Source organism: Streptomyces sp. NPDC002054, assembly GCF_040296685.1.
Classification (GTDB): Bacteria; Actinomycetota; Actinomycetes; order Streptomycetales; family Streptomycetaceae; genus Streptomyces.
Genome location: NZ_JBEOXT010000020.1, coordinates 88893 through 110456 on the forward strand (window position 1 = coordinate 88893; position 21564 = coordinate 110456).

The 21564-nt window shown below is 72.4% G+C and carries 12 protein-coding genes and 2 pseudogenes; 5 read left to right on the top strand and 9 right to left on the bottom strand.

The window, feature by feature from the left end:
* Positions 1-28: 28 nt before the first annotated feature.
* Complete coding sequence (locus tag ABT123_RS20455) at positions 29-3556, bottom strand: hypothetical protein (RefSeq protein ID WP_351316394.1); 3528 nt, start codon at positions 3554-3556, stop codon at positions 29-31.
* Positions 3556-6741: a hypothetical protein gene (locus ABT123_RS20460; RefSeq protein ID WP_351316397.1), complete on the bottom strand. Its 3186-nt coding sequence runs from the start codon at positions 6739-6741 to the stop codon at positions 3556-3558. The genes ABT123_RS20455 and ABT123_RS20460 overlap by 1 nt, the downstream gene beginning before the upstream one ends.
* Before the next feature lie 401 nt (positions 6742-7142).
* Between ABT123_RS20460 and ABT123_RS20465 the strand changes: the two genes are divergently transcribed.
* Genes ABT123_RS20465 through ABT123_RS20480 form a run of 4 tightly spaced genes read left to right on the top strand, consistent with a single transcriptional unit; the run spans position 7143 to position 12553 of the window.
* On the top strand, positions 7143-8492 hold the full coding sequence (locus ABT123_RS20465) for an MFS transporter (protein ID WP_351316400.1): 1350 nt from the start codon (positions 7143-7145) through the stop codon (positions 8490-8492).
* A gap of 38 nt (positions 8493-8530) precedes the next feature.
* Complete coding sequence (locus ABT123_RS20470) at positions 8531-9865, top strand: hydantoinase/oxoprolinase family protein (protein WP_351316403.1); 1335 nt, start codon at positions 8531-8533, stop codon at positions 9863-9865.
* Positions 9866-9881: 16 nt separating this feature from the next.
* The gene (locus ABT123_RS20475) at positions 9882-11024 is read left to right on the top strand and encodes a DUF917 domain-containing protein (RefSeq protein ID WP_351316406.1); all 1143 of its coding nucleotides are present in this window, start codon (positions 9882-9884) and stop codon (positions 11022-11024) included.
* Positions 11021-12553, top strand: coding sequence for a PucR family transcriptional regulator (locus ABT123_RS20480; RefSeq protein WP_351316409.1), 1533 nt, complete (start codon positions 11021-11023; stop codon positions 12551-12553). The genes ABT123_RS20475 and ABT123_RS20480 overlap by 4 nt, the downstream gene beginning before the upstream one ends.
* A 105-nt stretch (positions 12554-12658) precedes the next feature.
* Here ABT123_RS20480 and ABT123_RS20485 read toward each other — a convergent pair whose 3' ends face one another.
* From ABT123_RS20485 to ABT123_RS20500, 4 genes and pseudogenes are all read right to left on the bottom strand, one after another.
* Positions 12659-14353 carry a hydantoinase B/oxoprolinase family protein gene (locus tag ABT123_RS20485; protein WP_351316412.1) on the bottom strand — a complete coding sequence of 565 codons (1695 nt, stop codon included), beginning with the start codon at positions 14351-14353 and terminating at the stop codon, positions 12659-12661.
* Positions 14350-16392 carry a hydantoinase/oxoprolinase family protein gene (locus tag ABT123_RS20490; RefSeq protein ID WP_351316415.1) on the bottom strand — a complete coding sequence of 681 codons (2043 nt, stop codon included), beginning with the start codon at positions 16390-16392 and terminating at the stop codon, positions 14350-14352. The genes ABT123_RS20485 and ABT123_RS20490 overlap by 4 nt, the downstream gene beginning before the upstream one ends.
* 110 nt (positions 16393-16502) lie before the next feature.
* Positions 16503-16979 (bottom strand): YybH family protein, encoded by a 477-nt coding sequence (locus tag ABT123_RS20495; RefSeq protein ID WP_351316418.1) that lies wholly within the window; start codon positions 16977-16979, stop codon positions 16503-16505.
* 428 nt (positions 16980-17407) lie between these two features.
* A pseudogene (locus tag ABT123_RS20500) lies at positions 17408-18422 on the bottom strand (winged helix-turn-helix domain-containing protein).
* Positions 18423-18483: 61 nt separating this feature from the next.
* On the opposite strand from ABT123_RS20500, the pseudogene ABT123_RS20505 reads away from it, so the two are divergent.
* A pseudogene (locus ABT123_RS20505) lies at positions 18484-18807 on the top strand (MFS transporter); the annotation flags it as partial.
* A 183-nt stretch (positions 18808-18990) separates the two neighbouring features.
* Here the strand turns inward: ABT123_RS20505 and ABT123_RS20510 are convergent.
* From ABT123_RS20510 to ABT123_RS20520, 3 genes are all read right to left on the bottom strand, one after another.
* Positions 18991-19254, bottom strand: coding sequence for a hypothetical protein (locus tag ABT123_RS20510; protein ID WP_351316420.1), 264 nt, complete (start codon positions 19252-19254; stop codon positions 18991-18993).
* Positions 19255-19464: 210 nt separating this feature from the next.
* Positions 19465-20667 carry a peptidoglycan-binding protein LysM gene (locus ABT123_RS20515; RefSeq protein ID WP_351316423.1) on the bottom strand — a complete coding sequence of 401 codons (1203 nt, stop codon included), beginning with the start codon at positions 20665-20667 and terminating at the stop codon, positions 19465-19467.
* A gap of 105 nt (positions 20668-20772) precedes the next feature.
* Complete coding sequence (locus ABT123_RS20520; protein WP_351316426.1) at positions 20773-21528, bottom strand: AfsR/SARP family transcriptional regulator; 756 nt, start codon at positions 21526-21528, stop codon at positions 20773-20775.
* Positions 21529-21564 lie beyond the last annotated feature (36 nt).

The window sequence follows — 21564 nt, forward strand, 5'->3', positions numbered from 1 at the left end:
AGTTTCACCAGTGTCAGACTCGGCACGATCAGTCCCCTCTGCCGGAACGCAGCACTGCCCGGACCGGCGGTGGCGGCAGGCGCTTCGGGTCGGTGGCCGACGCGTACGCCATGTACCAGCCCACCTTCGAGGCGCCGCCCTGGTCCGGGTTGCCGAACAGGATCACGTCGTTGTGCCCGGGCGGGAACGCCAGCCCCAGCAGCCGCAGTGCGAAGTCCCGCAGCCGCAACGTGTACGTCCGCGGCAGCTCCGGCTCCTCGGCGACCAGGAACTCCACCGACTTGAAGCCCATCGTCACCACGCCCTGCAGCGGCAGGTTGACCCCGAGCAGCCCATCGGCCCCCGGCAGCCGCACACCCAGGTAGATCCCAGGCTCGGTGTCGGCCGTGCCCGGGCTCCACGCGACGAGCACCTGGACGGCGAACGCCTTGCTCCCGGCGAGCGCGCCGAGCGAGCCGAGGTCCACGGTGTAGTCCAGCCCGTACCACGGCTGGGTGAGCGTCGACTGGTCGAGCGGCGCGGTGACCGCGACATAGCCCATGTCGGCAGGTGTCTGCGGCGGTGGCGGGGCGCCCGCCGCGAGCTGTGGATCGGGTGTGGCGATGAGTCCGTTCAGCCGGATGGGGAAGCGGGCGACCAGCGACTGCGCGCGCGCCCTGCTGTTCGCCTGGTCGAACGAGAGGTTGCCGTCCTTCAGCGTGAACCTGGTGGTCCCGGCCGGATCGCCGAGGTCGAACGACATGGCGATCGCCAGGCCGCCGAAGCGGAGGTAGCCGTCCTTTCCGGCCGAGTCCACGCCCCAGCAGAACGGGTCGAACCTCTCCGGCTCCTGGAACCGCAGGTTGCCCGCCAGCCGGAAGACGGCGTCGACGGTCGCCTTGCCCGACCCGGGGTCCGACGCCTTCGCCGTGACCAGCTGCGTCGACAGCAACTCCGCACTCTGCAGCACGAGTCCGTCGAGCTGGAAGGTGTTCTGCCCGGCCATCGAGAACACGTACGTGTCGTGCGTCGTGCCGTCGGGCAGCTGCTGCCGCTGGAGCGCGCCGTCCAGGATGATGTTGTTCCCGTGCGTGGTCGGCAGCAGCCTGGCGGGCGCGCCGAACAGGCGGTTGACGAGCAGTTCGGCCTTGCTGGTGAACGTCGTGACGACGGAGTTGCGCACGCCGACCGTCAACTGCAGGACGCGGAAGGCGTAGTGGACGTTCTCGCTGAAGTACTGGTCCTCGGGGTTCTGGTAGTCGATCAGCCCGAACATCGCCGAGCGTTCGAAGACCAGCTGCCCGTCCGCGCGCCGGTACGGGGTGAGCGACAATCCGAAGTGGTGTGCTGCGAACTGCGCCGGGTCGATCCCGGCCGCGAGCACCTGGAGCTCGTCCGGCAGCTCGTCCAGCGGGACCTCCGCCGAAAGGGCCAGCACACCCGTCCAGTTCGGGTCCTGGACGACCTGCAGGAACGACGCGTAGGGCGACCCGGACGGCGCGTTCTGCGCCGCCTCGATGACATCGCGGATCGCCTTCCGGGCGTCCGCCGGCCGGCCGGTACGGGAAGCGGCCTCGGGCCAGGCCCAGGTCGACACGTCCGCCACCAGGTCGGCGATGCAGCGTCCCAGAACGAACTTGACGATGAGGTACGTCGACTCCCGCCAGCTGTCCGGGGAGAGCCGGAACGGCCAGCCCCCGGCGACCGGCGTCAGTCGGCCGCCGTAGCGCAGGAAAACGAGCTGCTCCTCCTCGGTGATCCCGGGACACGCGTCAACCAGTGCGGCGATGAACGCGGTTCGGGTGTCGTACGCGGTGTCGTGCATCGCGCCGCGTACCGCGCTGAGGACACTCGTGGGCACGCCGCCGTGGTCCACGGGGATGGTGGCGATGACGTCGAGCGTCGCCGTGGCGAGCTCGTACGCGACCGAGCCGAAATCGTTGAACTCCTCCGGATTGCCGAGGACCAGGAAGAGGTTGTTGGTCTGCATCGCCTTCCGGAACCGGCCGGTGACCGTGGTGAAACGCAGGTCCGGCTTCGCCGCCGCGCCGCCGTCGTGGCCGATGCCGAGCCAGCTCCAGCTGAAGTCGGGTGCCAGTCCGACGGCCAGCCCCTGCGGCGTCACGGCCACGGTCGGCTCGGCGTCTGGCGCCCCTTTGCCGTCCTCGCCGTCTTCGCCGGGCAACAGCACCGCGCGGCGGGTCGGTGCGATCGCCAGTTGCTCGACGGAGGCCGCGTCGGGAACCGCGTCGTCGGCGAGCCCGTGGAACGGCGCCATGGGGAAAGGAGTCCGGGGCGCGGTCGCGGCCGGCACCTCGCAGAAGTCCAGCAGGTCGACCCCGCCCGCCGAGGCCGCCTCGCCGGCCGTGTACAGCGGCGCGTCCTCCGGCTGGCTGTAGTACGTGACGACGCCGGCGTCCGCGGCCTGCCCGACCGACACCCATGACGTCGTCCCGTGCGCAGTGAGCGAGTCGGCGCCGGTCCGGTCCGGGCCGAGCGGTGCGTAGGCCGGCTGCCCGGGCAGGAACGCCAGCGTGCAGCCCTCGTCGGGCAGGCCGAGGTATTCCAGACCGGACATGCCGCAGATGACACGAGACCCCGCGGTCGCGGCTTCGACGGCGAACGGCCCGTCCGGGACAAGGTAGTAGCCGACGTTCCCCTTCTCGTCGGAGAGGTACGGCGCGAGGCCGAACACCAGCCGGGCCGGGTTCGCCGTGCTCGTTCCGGCCTTGAGTGGACGGAGGTCCACGCCGTGGCCGAGTACCGTGGCGTACCCCGAAGGCAGCGCCGGCGGATCGCCCGCGCCCGTCGCGCACGCGAAGAAGCCCAGGGAGGTGCGCTCACCGTCCAGCGGCCTCAGCGGATCGATCTGGGTATGGAACTCCAGGCCCTCGTCCTCCGGTTGGCGTACGACGCCGAACCGGATGTTCTTGACGACGCCCTCATCCCCGGGGGTGAAGAAGCGCAGCCCGGCCCCGAGCCCGGCGAACGCGTCCCCGCTGCCGGCCGGTGCGTGGATGACGAACCGCCACGCACCGGTGTGCCCCGCCGCCATGCACAGCAGCGTGGTCGTGCGCCGAGCGGGGAACCGGGCCGTCGGCGAGTACAGCGTGACGGCGGACCAGTCGGCCCCGTCGGCGACGGCGAAGCCCCAGCCCGCCGCCGTGTCCGCGGGAGCGACCACTCCGCCCCCGGCCAACGCGAGTCGGTAGTCCGCAAGCTGGAAGGTTGCCCCGTCCACCACCCAGGTGCCGTCCGGGCCTTCCCGGGCGGGCAGCGCGGTCGTCACCCACGCGGTCGGCGCCGCCGCCGGGTCCGCGACCCAGAGGAAGCGCGGCGGGCCCTGGGGCGCGTAGTGGTCGAGCCAGGTCCGCAAGTCCGCCAGGAACACCGTCGAGTCCGTGGCCGGCATTCCGAGGAAGACGTACGCACCACGGCTGTCCGCCCACGTCCGGGTCAGCGTCGGCCGGTCGCCGAGCGCTCCCGGGTCGGAGGCGAGGAAGGCCGCCACGCGGTCCGCCGGATCCGCCCAGTAGAGCGGGGTGTCCCCGGCACGGGTGAACGTGGGCTCGGTCATCAGCCGAGTCCCGTGGCGAGATCGAGACGGTCACCGTGCAGCAGCGGCAGGTCGAGCACGGCCGGGTCGCGCGGCTGCCAGCCCGGGACGACCAGCCAGTCGCCGGCCGGCCCGTCGGCCGGAGCCGCCGCCGTACGCGGCCGGTGCATCGTCACACCGCTCAGCGGCACGGGGACGGCCGACGGCCTTCGGCCCCCGCTCGCGAGCACGTTGCCGAGCGTCGTCCCCACCGGCACCAGCCGGGATGCGCCGTTCACGCTGATCCGCACCATCGCGCGGACCGTCGCGCGACCGCGCAGGTAGGCCGCGGCGACGCCGCCACCGGGCGGGTCCTGCCGGCGGACGTTCTCGGTGGCCGCGTCCAGCGCACCAAGCGTGGTGGCCGCCAGCAGGACGGCGTTCTGCTGGGGCCACATCGACCCCGGGGTGGTCGTCGGCAGCAGCGTCCTCGGGTAGACCAGCCGCGCGTACGGCAGCCGCAGTGCCTTCGCGAACAGGTCGAACACGCCCGCGCTGCCGTACAGCTGCCCTTGCCCCGTGGGCGGCCCCGAGGGATTCGGCACGTCGACGCCGTTCTGCCGAGCGAGCCCGGCGAGGAAGGCGTCCAGGCCGTTGGTCCAGGTGCCCGAGTTGTCGTAGGAAGCCACCTCGTAGTCGGCGACGCCGGCCGTGACGAACCCGGACAACGGGTTGCCCTGGGCGCCCGGCGCGATCTGGTAGCCCTCGTACTCGACGCGCATCACGATGCCCGGGCGCAGGTCGAAGCAGCCGCGGTCGAACCGCAGTCCGTAGGCGAAGTACAGCGTTTCGTCGAACGTCTGTGGCATCGACCGGGACACCGCCTCGGTGAGCGCCGCGACCCCGTACGGGGTGATGCCGAACGGCTGCAGCTGGGCGAGCAGCGCGGCCCACTTGGCGATCACGTCGGGGCGGTCGGTGAAGTTCCACACGGGGCTGGTCGCCGGGATCAGCAAGGTGTACCGGTACGGCCCGGGGTCGGTCGGCGTCAGGACGAAGCCGAGCGGCAGCTCGATGTCGTCGACCTGCCGGGTCAGGAACAGCTCTGGCAGTCCGAGCGTGATGTCGGCCGCCGTCAGCGCCGGACCGACCTGCGGCGCGATGTACGAAGGGCCGACGAACAGTGCCTCGGTGAACACCGGGACGGGCTCCGACGGTGCCCCGACCGCCACCGACGCGAGCGCCTGTACGACGACCGTGGTGGAGGTGTCCTCGATCTCCACCGGCCAGCTGCCCGAGGCCGTCGCCGTGTCGCCGAGCGTGGTCAGGGTCTTGCCGACGACCGTGCTGACCCGGTACCCGTCCACGAGCGGTGAGGGCAGCGCCTCCCAGGACACGCGCAGGTCGGCGCCGTCGTATGCCACCCTGACGCCGGTCGGTGCGACGGTGAGCAGCGCGGCGGCACCGCCGGGTGGGCCGACGGCGACGTCGGCCAGTCCCCGCAGGGCGAGCGTGGCGGTGTTGGGGATGTCGTCGGGCAGCGTCAGGACGATCGGATCGCCGGTGACCGGCTGGTCCTCAAGCTCGATCTCGGTGCCGTCCCAGCGCGCCACGGGCCGCACGCCGGTCAGCGGCGGCGACTTCGGTGGCGTACACGCCAGCGTCACACGCCGGCCGGCGCCGACGGCCACGCCGGTGAGCTGTGGACCGGCTGTGACCAGGTCGACAGACGCCACCGGTCCCCTCGCGACGCCGGCGACCCGGGCGACCGTGGCCAGGCCGGCGGTGAGCGGCAGGTCGGCGGACTGGCCCCGTGTCAGGAGGGTGGTGGCGCCGACGGTGACGCGGAACGTCCCGTCCTCCGGCCCGCTCCAGGCCAGGGCGACCCGGTCGCCGTCGGCGCGGACGAGGGTGAAATCAGCCGGCCTGGTGGGCACCGGGAGCGGCACGGACCACGGACCGGTCGCCACACCGTCGACACCGCGGACGGCGACGGCGACGACGTCGCCGACCGGCACGGTGAACACGGCGGTGCCATCCGGGCCCACCCGCTGAGGCGTGCCCAGAACTCCGTCGACGTACAGCACCGCCTCGATCGGCACACCCTCGGGCAGCTCGCCGGCCGTCGCGGTCACGACGAGGTCCGCGTCGCAGACCACCGACGCGACGGCCGGCGTGGCCGGCACGGCCGGGGCCGTCGCCGTCGGGCCGATCGACCGCCCGGCCCGCCCGCGCACCGACACCGCGTACGCCGCGCCGCGCGGCAGCGGCCCGGGAACGGCGAGCGACAGGGTCGGCGCGGGGCTCACGGTCTCCCGGCGGACCGGCACGCCGTCGCGGAACAGCACGGCGTCGTACGCGGTGGGTGCGAAGTCCGGCGGCACCACATCGATCGAGACCGTCGCGGCGTCCGATGTCACCCGCGTGACGCCCGGCGGCGTGCGCCGGATCTGGAGGGGTGCCGACGGCGGCCCGGAGCCCGCCTTGTCGACGGCTTGGACGACGACGCGATACGTGCCACCGTCGACGAGGCCGGGCTCCAGCGCGAGCGTCGTCGCGGGCGCGTGCACCTCGGCGGCCGGGAGGAACACCCCGTCGTCGTTGAGCACGCTGACCCAGTAGGCGTCCGCGGTGGGGACGGCGGCCCAGGCCACCGAGAGCAGACCGGCATCGAACTCGACGGCGAGAAGTCCGGGCCGCTCGGTCGGCGCCGCGAACCCGGGGCCGTGCGGGCCGATGGACACCACGTCCTCGCCGGTCCGGACCCGGGCGAGAGTGGCCGCCACGGTGGAGCCCGCCGGTGGCGGCTGCCTGACGACGAAGGATCCGCCGGCGACCGGGACGTCCGGGACCGGCGTGGCACCATTGACCACGAGCCGGACCAGGAACTCCTCGCTGTCCGCGGCCTTCCAGGACAGCGTCAGGGCGCCGGTCACCGGGTCCGCCTCGGCACGCTCGACCGCGACGGTGTCGGTGACGATCGCGACCTCCGGCGAGAGCTCCGGCCCCGAATTGCCGATGAACATCCCGATTCGGGCCTGGTAGGCCTGACCAGGGGCCACAGCGAGCGGCAGTGCGGCATTGGTCGCCGCCCCGGCCCAGGCCTCTGCGACCGTGTGGGGGCCGTTCAGTACCTGCACCACGTACGCCGGCACGGGATTCGGCCGTCCGGGCCCGCTCCAGGAGACGGTCAGGACGTCGCCGTCGTACCGCACCCGCCTGATCACGGGCGGATCTGGTTGTGCGCCGCCTGGTCCACCCATGAACCGCCTCCACGTGCCGACGAGTGTGCCCATGCCGGCAGCACGCACTCACCGGCTGCGGATCGCGACCAGGAGTCCCGACCCGCACAGCGCCCTTGGCGGCATCGTCTGAGATCCGGCCCGGAGATCGTTGTAGCAGCCAGACGAATTCAGACCGCCGCGAGAGCACGCCGTGTCGTACAACTGGCTCCGCACTCCGCTCAGCCGGAGCAGCGGCAGGTTGATGTCTGTGCGCCGGGCACACTCGCCACCGGGTCGGCTGTGCTCGCAGCATGGTTCCGGCCGTGGTGGCCTGTTTATGGTGCCTCGCATTCACACCGAACCCGATGGTGTGCGTGTCGGTACCAGTGCCAGGAGGGCAGCCGATGAGCGCAGTCTCAGTACAGTCCGGAACCGCCGGAGTCCCGGACGGGGCCGGCGGTCCGCAGCCCGTGGGTGCCTACTTCGAACGCATGCCGTTCGGGAGGGCCCACGCGCTGATCGCCCTCGCGTTGTTCATGGCTTTCGTCATCGAGTCGTGGGAGCAGCTCGCTCTTGTCTACGTCTCCGCCGACCTCGGCGACGCGTTCGCCCTCGACACCGGACAGATCGGGTGGGTGCTGTCGGCCGTGGCGCTCGGCATGATCCCCGGCGCGCTCGTCTGGGGGCCGGTCGCCGATCGCATCGGACGCCGGGCCGTGTGCTTGTGGAGCCTCGGTTCGTACGGTGCCGTGGCGCTGGCCAGTGCCTTCTCGCCGAACTTCACCACGTTGATGGTCACCCGAGTGCTCTCGGGGATGGCCCTGGCCGGCATTTACACCGTCACCTTCCCCTACTTCCTCGAGCTGCTCCCGGTCGGGCTGCGCGGCAGGGCCGCCGTCTACCTGTCGATCGGCTGGCCCATCGGCGTGCTCGCCGCCGTGGGAGCGACCCAGGCGCTGTCCGGAATGGGCTGGCACGTCGTGGCCGTGGCCAGCGCGCTGGCGGCCCTGTGGGTGTTCGCGATCCGGGCCTGGGTGCCCGAGTCGCCATACTGGCTGGCCGCCCGCGGCCGGCACGCCGAAGCCCGGGCGGTTCTCCTGAAGCTCGGCGCCGAGGTCCCCGAAGGCACCCGCTTCGCCGTGGTCGAGCCCGAGCGGGCCGGCAACCCGCTCGCCCTGCTGCGCGGCCGACTGCTGCGCATCACCGTGCTCATGCTGATCGTGAACTTCGCCTTCAACTGGGGCTACTGGGGCCTGCAGACCTGGCTGCCCACGCTGCTCATGGAGAAGGGGCTGAGCATGTCCAGCAGCCTCGGCTTCGTGGCACTGAGCGCCCTCTTCATGATCCCCGGCTACGTCTCGGCCTCCTACCTGACCGGGCGCTTCGGTCGCAAGAAGGTCTTCCTGCCGTACGTGGCCGCCGCCGCGGTCAGCGGCGTGCTGTTCGCCTACTCCGGCAGCCTCACCCAGCTGTACGCCGCCAACTTCGCCCTGTCGTTCTTCAGCCTCGGCGCGTGGGGTGTCTGGAACACCTGGAACGGCGAGTTCTACCCGACCGCACTGCGCGCCACCGGATACTCCTGGGCCACCGCGGCTCAGCTGATCTCCACTTCGGTCGCACCGTCGGCCGTCGGGTACCTGCTGGCGCGTGCCACCGGGTTCTCCTCCACCGTGCTGTTCATCACCGCGTTCCTGGTGGTGGCGCTGGTCGTGGCCGTGCCGCTGCCGGAGACCGAGGGCCGCGATCTGGAGTGATGCATAAGTGATATATAGGGGCAGATGGTGGCAGGATCATGCGGGTGAGGCTGGGAGTGGACGTGGGACGCGTCACCACCGTCGCCGTGCTGGTCGGGCCGGGCGGTCAGACGGTGGCGCGCGCGGTGGTGGACAGCGTTCCCGGCCTCGGTGAGAGTCTGCGCGCGGTGCTCGCCGCGCTGCCCGGGGATCGGACCGGTGAGGTGGACGCCGTCGGCCTCACCACAGACCTGGAGCGCCGTCCGCCGCGGCTGCGACCGGTAGCCGCATTGCGGATCGCCCCGCCCAGCCATCCGTCCCTCGGGCCGCTCGCGGGCTGGCCTGCGCAGGCCGCCCGCGAGGTAGGGCCGCTCCACGCGGTCGTCCCGGGCGGATCCGCGCTCACCGGGCGGCAACTGGCCCCGCTCGACCGGGCAGCCGTCGCGGACTTCGCGCAGCGGGCCGCCGACGACGGCGTCACAGCCTTCTCGGTCGCGGCGGCCGGCGCGCTGACCCGCCCCGACCCGGAGCTTGCCGCCGCCGAGGTCATCGCCGAAGCCGTGCCCGGCGCGGAGATCACCTTGTCGCACGAGCTCGGGCGGTCGGGGCTGCGGGAACGCGAAAACACCGCCGTCCTCAACGCCGCCCTGCGGCCGTGGGCGGCACGCGCGAGCGATACGGCTGAACGCGCGCTGCGCGCCGGTGGTGTCCGGGCGCCGCTGCACCTGGCCCGCAACACCGGCGGACTGGTATCCGCCGCCTACTTCCGCCACTACCCGGTCCTCGCCATCGCCTCCACCACGGCGAGCGCCGTGCGGGGCGCCGCGCTCGCGGCCGGGGCGGACCGCGCCGTGGTCGTCGACGCCGGGGCCGCGGAATTCCGGTGCGCGAGCGTCACCGACGGCGAAGTGGAACGCTCCGACGCCGGCCCCGGGCTCGGCGGCGTCGACCTGGACCTGGCCCGGATCCGCACCGACGCACTGCCCCGCGCCGACCTCGTCCGGAGCGGCGCCGAGCAGGTCGCCGACCTGGTGGCCAGGGTCCGGCGACGGACCCCCGGCGGCGTGCTCCTCGCGGCGGGCGGCGACTGCGGGCTGGTGCCCGTCCGAGCCCAGGATCCGGCGGCTGCCATCGCCGCCGCGGCCTACGGAGCCGCCCGCTCGGACATCGTCGCCGAAGTCGATCAGGTCGCCGTGGCCGGGGGCCGTGCCGAACTCGACCGGCTGCTCGGGCTCGCCCGTGACCAGGCCCTGGCCCGGGTCGTCGCCGCCGGTGCCGCCCCGGCCACCGCCCGCGTCGCGTTCGCCGCCCACACCCCCGTGTCCTACCTGCCCGAGGGCGTTCACCGCCTCCGCGTCCGCGCCGTCGGATCCCCCTCGGGAATCCCGTCATGACCCGGGGCCGCCGCACATGACGCCCGGGGAGGAGACCGCGCTGGACGCCGCACGGCTGGAGGAGCTCGCCAAGGGGGCGCTGGTGCTCGCAGCGGGCGCCGAGCATTCCTCGTACCGGGCGAGCCTCGACTGGGCACGGGCAGCCATCGCAGCGTACGGGCCGGTGCCGCTGGTCCGCCCCGGCGACCTGGGCTCCGGGCAGATGTGCGTCACGGTCAGCCTGCTCGGCTCTTCGGCCGCGCTCGCCGAGCAGCTGCCCACGGGCGAGGAGCCGCGCCGGGCGGTCCGGGCACTGGAGCGCCGCCTGGGCAGGGCGGCGGACGCCGTCGTGCCGCTCAACACCGCGGCCGAGAACGCCCTGCTCGCAGTCGTCACAGCGGCGTCCTGCGGGCTGCCGTTGGTGGACGGGGACGGCTGCGGACGAGTGCTCCCACTGCTGGAACAGACCACGTTCACCATCGCCGGGATCGATGTCGCCCCGGTCGCCCTGGCCACGCCGGCCGGGGACGTGGTCGTTGTGGAGGCGGCCGGCAGCCGCGTGGAGGGGCTCGTACGGCCGCTGGTCCTCGCGGCCGGAGGCTGGGCGGTCGCCGCCTGCTACGCCATGGACGGCGAACGACTGACGGCGGCCGTGGTTCCCGGCACCGTGAGCCGGGCCCTGGCGGCGGGGCGGCCGACGCACGGTGACCCCTTCGCGCTGTGGCAGCCGCGGCCCCGTCGACTGGGCATCGGGCGGATCACCGCCGTGGAGCACACCGCGACGCCGGAACCGGACACCGCCGGGGGCACGGCGCTGCCGTCCCGGCCGACCAGCGTGGTCGTCTCCGAGACCGAGGGCTTGCACAGACGGTTCCGCCTGGAGGCACACAACGAGGTACTGCTGGTCCTCGCCGACGGCGCGCCGGCCGCGGCTGCGCCGGACCAGATCCTGATGCTGTCGGCAGCCGACCAGCGGGTGCTGGACGTTGAACGTGCCATGCCCGGCATCGAGGTGGAGATCGTCGTGATCCCCGCCGCACCCGCCTGGCACACCCCGCAGGGCTGCCGACTGGCGGCTGCTGGTGGGCTCATCCTGCTGAGCCCGAACCCGGACCAGGACCCGGATGCGCGGCAGGCGAAACCTCCGGACGCGGAACGACCCGAGGAGACCCGGTGGTGAGACGTCCTGACCTGCCCGCACCCATGACCGTCGCGGAGCTGGTGCAGTACGGCCCGTTGCCCGGCGTACGCATACTCGGCAGCACGGGACGCGACACCCAGGTCCTGGACGTGCGCATCGTGGACCGGCGTGAAGCGCTCGACGACCTGCGTCCGCATACTGCGGTCGTCCTCACCGAGGCGCTCGCCCGGTCGGGATGGATCGTGGAGATGGCCCTGCGCAAGGCCTGGGAGCAGGCGGCTGCCTGCGTGGTCGTACCCGAGACGGCGGCGGTCGTCCATCCGCCGGGCGCACTCGCGGACCGCCTCGGCGTTCCTCTGCTGCTGATCGGCGGCGACGCGCTGGAGGGGGCCGTACGGATCGCCTCCGCGGTGTCCCGGCCGGATGCCGGCCGGACCGCGCTGCTGGCCGACGCCGCTCAGCGCCTCGCCGCCGCCGGCCCGCACGTCGAGCGCGTACTGGCCGCGCTGCACGCGGCGCTGCCCTCGACATCCCTGGCCCTCACCGATCCGGTGGGCGGGATGCTGGCCGGGCGGCGGGCCGCACTCGACTCCGCGCACCCGGTGCGGCTGGACGTGCCGGGGCCCGACGGACACCCGCTCGCGGTTCTCGTAGCCGACTCCCGGTCGAAGGAGGCGGGTTGGGCGTCGACCGTCGAAGCAGTGCTGCGGCTGGCGGTACCCCCGCTGACTGCATGGGCCGCCACCCGCCGCCTCGCGGAGGAACAGCTGGACCGCCGCAGCGAGTTGCTGCTGCACCAGCTGACGCATCCCTCCGAGGACGTGGACGTGGCCGAGGACGAGGACGAACAGGCCCGTGCCCACGTCCGGGCCGAGGCCGCGGCGCTCGGCTGGCCGCTGGCCGGGCCCCTGATCGCGTTCGCCCTGCGACCGGCCGTCGTCGCGGAGGCCGGCACCGGGCCCGCACCGGGACCCGCGCTGCGTGCGCTCTGGGCCAGGTACGGCATCGGCGGACCGCTCATCGCGTACGAGGACTGCTGGGTGTCATGGCGTTCCGCGGCAGTCGGCAGCCCGGCCCCGGACCCGGAGGTGTGGCTGCGGCAGGGCGAGGCACAGCTGCGTACGGCCCTCCGGGCGATCGGTGACCAGCTGCCGCTCGCCGGGGGAGTGGCCGGCCCGGCCGGCGGCACCGGCACGCTGGGCGTGGCGCTCGCCGACGCCAGGGCCGCTGCGGCGGTCGCCGCGGTACCCGGGTCGGTGGTCCGCGCCGACCGTATGGGGCCCGCCCAACTGCTGTCCGCGTTGCCCACGAAGGCACTGCGGCGGCCCGCCGAGGTCGTGCTGGGCCCACTGCTCGCCGCGGACCGGGACGGGACGCTGCTCCGTACGCTGGCGGTCGTCCTGGACCAGGGCGCCGCCCCATCGGCGGCGGCGGAGATCCTCGGTGTCCACCGGAACACGGTCGCGGCGCGCCTGGAGCGCATCCGCTCGCTCGGCTTCGACCCCGAGGACCCCGCCCAGCGCCTCCCTCTGCACCTGGCCTGCCGCGTCCTGCTGGCCGAGTCCTGAGGGGGAAGCGGCGATGAACGCAGCCCCACGTGGGGAGGGCCCGGTCGCCGCGTGGGGGATTCGGCAACCGGGCCCGGTTCAGGGTGGAGTCGGAGCGGTGGGGCGTCAGGCCTCCACGCCGTAGGCGGACGCTGCCCGCCCACGGCTCAGCAGGCCCTGCCGGAGGTCTTCCCGTACCGCCTCGGCGGGGCGCTCCGCGACGGGACCGAAACCGCCGCCCCCGCCGCTCTCGCAGCGCAGCACATCGCCCCGGCGCACTGCCAGCGCGTTCACCTTGAGCAGTTCGCGCTCGCCGTCCGGGCCAGGGTTGAGGACGACGCGGGGTGCCGCGCCGGTGCCGCCGCCGAAGACACCCCACGCGGGGGTCACGGAACGCTCCCACCACAGCGACAGGTTCTGGTCGGCCTCGAAGGTGTACTGGCGCACCACGCCGTTGCCGCCGCGGGTGCGGCCCGCCCCACCGGAGTCGGTACGGATCGAGTACTCGGTGACTCGTACGGGGAACAGCGTCTCCAGCACCTCGACGGGCATGTCCCGCAGGGAGCCGTTGACGTTGTTGATCAGGCAGGACTCGCCGTCATCGGTCTGCCAGGCGCCCCAGCCGCCGACCGTCGCCTCCTGAGAGACGAAGAGCCTGCCGTTGCGCGGGTCTGTCCCGGTGAACTGCACGATCATCGAGTCGCCGTAGCTGGCGGCGGCGGCTCGCGCGGGCACCGCGGGCGCCAGCGCCTTGACCACGAGGTCGATGACCAGCCCGAGGTGGGAGTAGTAGTACTGGCACGCCGCCGGCTCGACGGCGGCGAGCATCGTGCCCGGCCGGGTGACCACCTTCAGCGGCCGGAAGGAACCGCCGTTGAGCGGGACATCGCCGCTGACCAGCAGTTTGTAGCCGACCCGGCAGGCGGCGACGGTCTGCGCCGCACCGCAGTTGACGGGCCCGCCGGCCTGGTCGGCGCAGTCGGTGACGTCCATGGTCATCCGGTCGCCGTCGATCTCGACGCGTACGGTGACGTGGAGCGGGGTGCGCAGGTCGATGCCGTCGTTGTCCAGGTAGCCGGTCGCCTCGTAGACACCGTCGGGAATGGCGGCGATCTGCTCCCGCTCCAGCCGCTCGGTCTGCGCGAAGATGGCGTCCCGCGCGGCGAGGACAGTCTGCAGGCCCCAGCGGCGGACGATCTCGGCGAACCGCCTCGCGCCGGTACGGGCGCAGGCCACCTGGGCGCGCATGTCCCCGAGGGTGGGTTGCGGGAAGCGGACATTGCGGGCGATCAACGAGTGCGCCTGCTCGCAGGGTTCGCCGCCCTCATAGATCTTCAGCGGGCCCATCCGCAGGCCCTCCTGGTAGATCGAGGTGGAGTCCATCGAACCGCCGGGGTCCTTGGAGCCCATGTCGATCCAGTGCGCACGGGACGCGGCGAAGCCGATCAGCTCACCGCCGGCGGCGTCCTCGGTGAAGATCGGCGCGTAGACGGTGACGTCGTTGAGGTGGGTGCCGCCGATGTAGGAGTCGTTGAGGACCCATACGTCGCCGGGCTTCCAGACGTCCGCGCCGTACGTCTCCTCGGTGGCCCGGGTGCACACCTCCAGGTTGCCCAGGAAGATCGGCAGGCCCGAGGACTGGCCGAGCACGTTGTGGTCCCGGTCGAGGAGGGCGACCGCGCAGTCCTTCGCCTCGTAGATGGTGGGCGTGTAGGAGGACCGGATGAGGGTGGTGTTCATGTCCTCCGCGGCCTGCAGCAGCGCGCAGCGGATGATCTCGGTGGTGACCGGGTCGACGACCCGGCTGCCGGTGTCGGTCATGCCGTGGCTCCAACCTTGATGACGAGGAAGCCGTTCTCGTCGACGGTGACCGACGAGTCCGGGGGGACGACGGTGGTGGAAGTGGCCTCCACGATGACCGCGGGACCGTCGATGCGCTGCCCGGGTGCGAGCCGCTCGCGGCGCAGAACGGTGGTGTCGTGCGACCGGCCGCCGAATACGACCGGCCGCTGCCGGACGGTGTCGGAGGCGGTCTCGTCGGCGGCGTACGGCACGGGTGAGGCCTCGGGCAGCGCGCCGAGCGCGGTGCTGCGCAGGGTGACGAATTCGACGGGCGCCTCGGGTGTGGCGTGCCCGTAGCGGCGTTCGTGGAGGGTGGCGAAGCGCTCGGCGGCGGTGGCGAGGAAGTCCTCGCCGGCCGGTTCGGTGGCGGCGAGCAGCGGCACGGCGAGGGTGTAGTCCTGGCCCTCGTACCGCATGTCGACGACGTGTTCGACCCGCTGCCGTTCCACGGGGACGCCTTGCTGGGCGAGTTCGGCCAGGGCTTCGGCCTCCTGGCCGGCCAGCGCCCGGGCCATGGCTGCGCCGTCCAGGTCGGCAGCCAGGGTGAAGAACTGGCGGGTGAGGTCGCGGCGGACCTCGGTGCCGAGCATGCCCCAGGCGGAGAACGCGCCGGGGAAGCGCGGCACGACGACCTCGCCGATGCCGAGTTCGCGGGCGATCTCCACGGCGTGCATCGGGCCCGCGCCGCCGAACGCCAGCAGGACGAACTCGCCGGGCTCCAGGCCGTGTTCGACGGTGAGCGTACGGATCGCCTGGGCCATCTTGGCGTTGGCGACATCGCAGATCCCGCTCGCCAGGTCCACCGGCTCCAGACCGAGCTCACCGGCGAGAGCGGCGACGGCCTGCTGGGCCGCGGCCACGTCGAGCGTCATGTGGCCGCCGGCGAACCAGTCCGGGTCGACGCGTCCGAGCACCGCGTTGGCGTCGGTCACGGTGGCTTGGGTACCGCCGCGCCCGTAGCAGGCCGGGCCGGGGACGGCTCCGGCGGACTCCGGGCCCACGCGCAGGCCCCCGGCTTCGGCATAGGCGAGGGAGCCGCCGCCGGCGCCGATGGTCTGCAGGTTGACCAGCGGCATCAGGACCGGGAAGCCGTCCGCCGAGCCCTCGTTGGAGACGTCGGGGCGGCCGTCGAGGACCAGCGACACATCGAAGGAGGTGCCGCCCATGTCCACGCAGATCGCGTTGCGCCGACCCAGCAGGCCCGCAGCCGCCGCGCCGCCCATGGTGCCGCCGACCGGCCCGGACAGCAGGGTCTGCAAGGGGTGGCGGCGGGCATAGGCGGCGTTCACGATGCCGCCCGAGGACTGCATCACCTGGACCGGGACGGTCAGGCCGTGCTCCGCGAACCGCCCCTCGATCCGGCCCAGATAGCGGCGCACCACAGGGCCCGTGTACGCCTCCAGGACGGCCGAGGACGTCCGCTCGTACTCGCGCCACTCGCCCGCCACCTGGTGCGACAGCACCACGACGACATCCTCGCCGAGCTCCTGCTCCAGGATCTTCCCGGCCAGCAGCTCGTGGTCCGGATTGAGGTACGAGAAGAGGAACGAGACGGCGACCGCGTCGAAGCCCTCGTCCTTCGCGCGTCGGGCGGCAGCCCGTACGGCGTCCTCGTCGAGGGGTTCGAGCTCGATGCCGCGCCAGTCGAAACGGCCGCCCGCCTCCATCGTGTCGCGGCGCTCTACCAGCGGCTCCGGCTTGCGGTAGTGCAGGTCGAACATCCGGTCCCGGTTGCCGCGGGCGATGTGGTAGACATCCCGCATCCCGGCCGACGTGAGCAGCAGGACGCGGGCGCCCTTGCGCTCCAGCAGGGCGTTGAGGCCCTGCGTGGTGCCGTGAACGAAGAAGGAGATGTCGCCGGGCGAGTCCACCGCCCGGCCCAGCGAGGCGAAGACTCCCTCGGCCAGGTCGCCCGGGGTGGTGGGAGCCTTGGCCGCGAAGTAGGTACCGCTGTGTTCGTCATAGGCGACGACATCGGTGAAGGTTCCACCGATGTCCATGGCCACCCGGTATGTCATTGCGCCTCCCGGCTTTCTCAGGGGATCGCCGAGGACGCTAGCCCGAGGCTTCCGGGGAAGGCTGTGCGCGGCGCACGGGTGGCGGGCCGCCACAGTGCGCCGCGCCTGGTTCAGTGATCGCCGACGGGAACACCGCCCGGCTGCTGCACGTCCTCGTGCAGGTGGACGATGCGCCACCCCGCGTCGGCACCCTGCCGCAGGACCGCGGTGTTGCGAACCAGCTCGGGGCGCAGCTCACCGGCCGACGGGTCGGGTGCGAAGTCCACCCGCAGCCAGAAACGCAGCACCGCGATGTCACCGAAGACGTCCACGACCTGCCCGTACGGCTCCAGCCCGGTCTCCACCGGCCCCTCACCAGCGGGCGGGCGTTCCTCGCGCACCCGGTCCAGGTCCGGCTTCCCGAAGAGCAGCCCGGCAGTCCCGGAATCCCACACGGTCGCCTCCGGGTCCAGACAGGCATCGATCCGCGCGCGGTCCCCGGCCGAGTAGGCCCCGTACATGGTGGTGATCACCTGCCACACAGCGGCTGCTGTCTCCGGGGCCACGCCGGGGCGGGCTCCGACGGGGGACGAGGGGAATGCGGGCATGACGGGGCCTCCTGGAGCTGCGCGGGAGAGAGCTCGCGCCTCGGAGCGGGGCAGCGGCGGGCAGCCAACCTACACACCCAGGCCAGGAGCTCATGGTGCGCACCCATGCGCCCTTCAGGGCGCGTTGATGGGCGCGAATCGTTGTAGGCTCCGGAGACCGCCCTTGACCTGCGTGAAGCAGGCAGGGAGCAGACAATCCGGGAGTTTCTTCATGCTTCGCACCATGTTCAAGTCCAAAGTCTGACATTTGGGCACCTGTGCAGGTCAGAGCCGTGATGGCCGGGCCCAGGTCAGCAAACGCTCAGCATGAGACCGGACCCCGTTCCGTTCGGTACTGACCTCCGGCCCGGCGGCTGATCCGGCGGCCCTGCCTGCGTCGCGTCCAGTGCCGCAGAGACCTCGGAGACGGCCGATCCGGACGCCGGCCGTCAGAGGCCGCCGGGTCCGGAGTGCTGTGCTCCCACGAGGACCGGGTCTGCCGCAGTGCGGTAGTAGAGGACTGAACGGCCGGCGCGTCGGCGCTGGGCCAGGTGGGCCTTGCGCAGGATGCGCAGGTGCCGGCCCACCGAGCCCAAGGGCAGGCCGGTGAGGGCTACCAGCTGGGTGGTGCTCTTCGGGGTGTTGAGCAGGGTGAGGAGTTCGGCCCGGGCGGGGCCCAACAGAGCAGCCAGGGCCTTCGGCGCCAGGCGGCGGTCGTCGTCGACGAGCACCCCCGAGCACGGGTAAACGACCGCGTAGCGGCGGGCGAGGCGCGAGGGCCGGCTTTCGACTGGCGGGACGTCCCAGCAGACCCAGCTCTGGTTCAGGGTGACCGGGACGAACATCAGCTCCACCCCGGAGAGTTGCATCGGAGGGCTGTCGCAGGCGGTGATCTGCAGGCGGTCGTCCCCGAGCCAGCGCATGCCCGGGCGCATCTCGTTCAGGGCGGTGGCCCAGCCGTGCAGGCCGAGCCGGGCGGTGCGGGCGACGATGTCGGCCTCGATGATCCGCCTGCGGCGCGGCCAGGAGGGCCGGAGGGCTTGGGTCCACACCCAATCCAGCAGGTCCGCGGCCCGCTGGGCCAGGTCGTCGCGGCGCAGCAGCGGCGGCAGCGGGCCGTTCGACGACTCCGCCAGGTCGGCGAGGACGGCGGCGGGCGGAGTGCTGCGTACCTGCTCCAACTCCTCGGCGAACATACGGCCGCCGCCGCCCAGGGGCGTCGGGGTTAGGAACGTCGCGTTCCATCGTCGGCCCAGCGCGGCCCCGACCAGGGCGGCCGTGACCGGGTCGCCACGCAGGCGTTCCCGGTAGCCGCAGATGTGGTCGTCGAGCCACTGGCGCTCGCCGGCGTGGGCTGCGCTGCCGTGGTGCAGGTCTTCAGGGGGGGGCGAGGGCCTCGGCCAGCGGAGAGGTGACGAACCGACCCCCGGCGAGGGTGTCCGCGTCGACCTGCCACCAGCTCATTGGTTTCGCCTGCCCGCGAAAGTCTAACGATCAGTCGATCACGTCGGAGAGACTCGCCGCCATGCGTACGTATGGCGAACCGTTCCGCACCAGGGAATTCACCCCGCTCTTCCTCGCGTCCGCCGGGCAGACCGCGGCACAGACGATGAGCGGACTGGCCCTGGGCATCCTGGTGTTCAGGCAGACGGGCTCGGCGCTGCTGTCCTCCCTTGCCATGTTCGGCCCCGCACTCGCCCAGATGGTCGGGGCCGCCACGGTGCTGTCCGGGGCGGACCGGCTGCCGCCCCGCGCCGCGATGACGGTCCTCAGCCTGCTCTTCGGTGCGGGTACGGCCCTGCAGGCGATCCCCGGGCTGCCGGTCTGGGCGCTGTTCGTCGTGCTGCTGGGGCTCAGCATGCGGGTACGGGCGAGGTGGATGCCCCACAGGTCGAGCTGGGCGATGCCGTGGCGCGCGACGAGCTGACCGCCCCCGCCGCTGCCCAGCACAGCGTGACTGCTGGTCACCGCGCATGCGCTCGGCATCGCCTTCGGCGGCCCGGTCCTGACGGCGCCGACCGTCAGGCTGGGCCTACGCCGACTGCTCTGCCTGGTCTTGGCCGCGTGCATCGCCGGCAACGTGCTCGCGGCCACCGCCTTCGGGATGCTTCTGGCAGCCCGGGCGTTCACCGGAACCGTCCACGGCGTGTTCCTCGGGGCGGCTTCCGCGGTGGCCGCCGGCCTGGTTCCCACCGAACGCCGCGGGTACGCCGTCTCCCCGGTCTTCGGCGAGGAGCGGAGCCGCGACCTCGACCTCCTCCTCGCCGACGGGCAGCTGCTTGTGCTCGTTGTCCACGGCCAGCTGATCCTGGAGCGGGCCTGCCTGACCGGGAGCGTGCCGAAGAGCTGTCCAGGGCGTGCGAGATGGCGCCGTAACCGCGCAGGCCGCTGGCTGCCCGCGCACGCGAGCGGTCGGCGGCCGTGTGGCCTTCTCGCTGTTTCAGGGGCATGGCGTGGCGGGGACTGGAAACGGAGCATCAGCCGTCGTGCCGGTCCCAGACCCTGCTCAGGCGGTTGCGGTGAAGCCGTGCCGAGCGCCCAGACGCCGCAGCGAGGCGATGCCGGGGATGCCGTCGGCGGCGTTGCCGACGTAGGAGCCGCCGGCCTTGCTGCGCTGCCAGGCTGCGTACGCGGACACCGTCTTGGTGCCGAAGGAACCGTCGGCGTACCGGCGTTCGAGGAGACCCTCGGCGACAAGGGCGCTCTCGACGATGCGGACCTCGGTCGGGTAGGTGGTGTGTCCGTCCGGGGCCGGCCCGTCCTTCTTCGCGGCAGCGACCAGATGGGCGACGCTGACCTTGGGCTTGGTCGGCTTCGGATCGGTGGTGTGGCCTTTGTGCAGGACCTTGGCGGTGTCGATCGCCCCCGGATCGCCGTGGTCGTTGCCCGGGACATCGACGTGCCCGAAGTAGCCGCCCCTGGACTGCCAGACGGACCGCGAGCGGGGCTTGTCCGGCCCCGGGTAAGGCGCCGGCGGTCCGGCCGGGAACTCGTCCGGCACGCCCCAGGAGCGGGCCGCGGCCAGGATCTTCTGCCAGCCCGGCTTCTGCGCCGGATCCCAGCCGGTGGTCCAGGGCTGATGGGCCCGGCCGAGGACCTCGATCTGGATGCAGACCCTGCCCTCGCGGTTCGTCCGCCGGGCGCCGTCGTTGCGCAGGGCCCGGCCGCTCTTGTCCAGCGGTCCGAACTGGCCGACTCGGTCGGTCACCGGGCAGTAGATGAGCTGCGGCTCGGCGGCCACGTTCAGCAGGTACGACCCGATGGATTCCAGGTACCTGCCGCCGGCCGGGGACTCGGTGGTGTGGTGGACGACCCGGGGCGGATTGCCGGGGGTGTCCATCGCCCCGCCGATGACGCCGTCGCCGAGCCGGATCACGCCGGGGATCCATATGGTGCCGCCAGCGCCGCTCGCCAGCACGTCGGCGACGGCCGGTTCGTCGGTGGTGAGTGCGCCGACGCCGGTACGAGGCTCCGTGTCCGGGTCGCGGATGACGAAGGGCTTGGCGTCCACCGGCTCGTACAAGTCCAGGTCACCGTCTTCGCGCAGCACGAAGACCGAGCCGGGGCGGCGCGGGTGTTCGACGGCCGAGCAGGGCGTCGTCTCGACGGCGGCGATGGCGCGCGCCTCGTCGACGTGCGCCTGGCTCACCTCGCCGCAGTAGGTGACGGACCGGTCGGGGTGAAGGACGGCAGCGTGGTAGGTGGTCATGGCGCTCCTGGTCGGGAGTGGGGTTGGATGTGCATCGATCTGTCCGCGCGGCGCGGGGTGGGTGGACAGGCGCTGGGGGCAGTCGCTGCCGCGTCCGCATCCGCTCTAGGTGCGGGTGGACTGAAGCCGCGACCGCCCGCTGTGCTCGGCGCGCAGTGGCACGAGGTCTCCCAGCGAGGAGGAGGGCTCCAGTCCCAATTCTTCCCGCAGGATGCGGCGGCATTGTTCGTATTGGCACAATGCCGCAGCCCTATTGCCGGCCGCCAAATGTGCCTTCACGAGCACGCGATGGGCACTTTCCCGCAACGGCTCGGTGCGTACGGCCGCGAGTCCGGCGGCAACGGCTTCACCATAGCGACGCGCTAGTGTCAGCCGCTCGGTCATTGCTTCCAAGGCATAAAGTCGCAGCTGATGGTATTGCTCCTGCTCGATCAGCATCCAGTCATTTTCCGGCCATTCCGGAAGGAGGTCCGCCGACAAGTTCGCCAGCGTCTGCATGGTGAGGATGTCGTCGCACGGGCGCGCGCTGTCGAGGAGCCGGTGTGCGTGTGCAACAGCGTCGTGCAGATCTACGGCTATGTTCCTGGAGAGGGCCAGTTCGCGCGTGGACGCGTCGATGACGGGATGGCCCAGGCGGGTCGCCCGCCACAGGGCCGACCTCAGGTTCGCGTTGGCGCGTGACGCTGTGACGTCCGGCCAGAGGACCCCCGCCACATATGTGCGGGATCGCGGCACATCCTGTAAAGCCAGGAACGCGAGGAGTCGTTGTGTGCTAGAGGAAACCGGAAGGCGCGTGTGGCCAACCGCGAGTGTGAAGCCCTTCAGCAGCCTCAAAGTAATGAGATGTGTTTGTCCGTTCATCGACGCCCCCGGTACCGATGTCGGCTGGGTGATCTT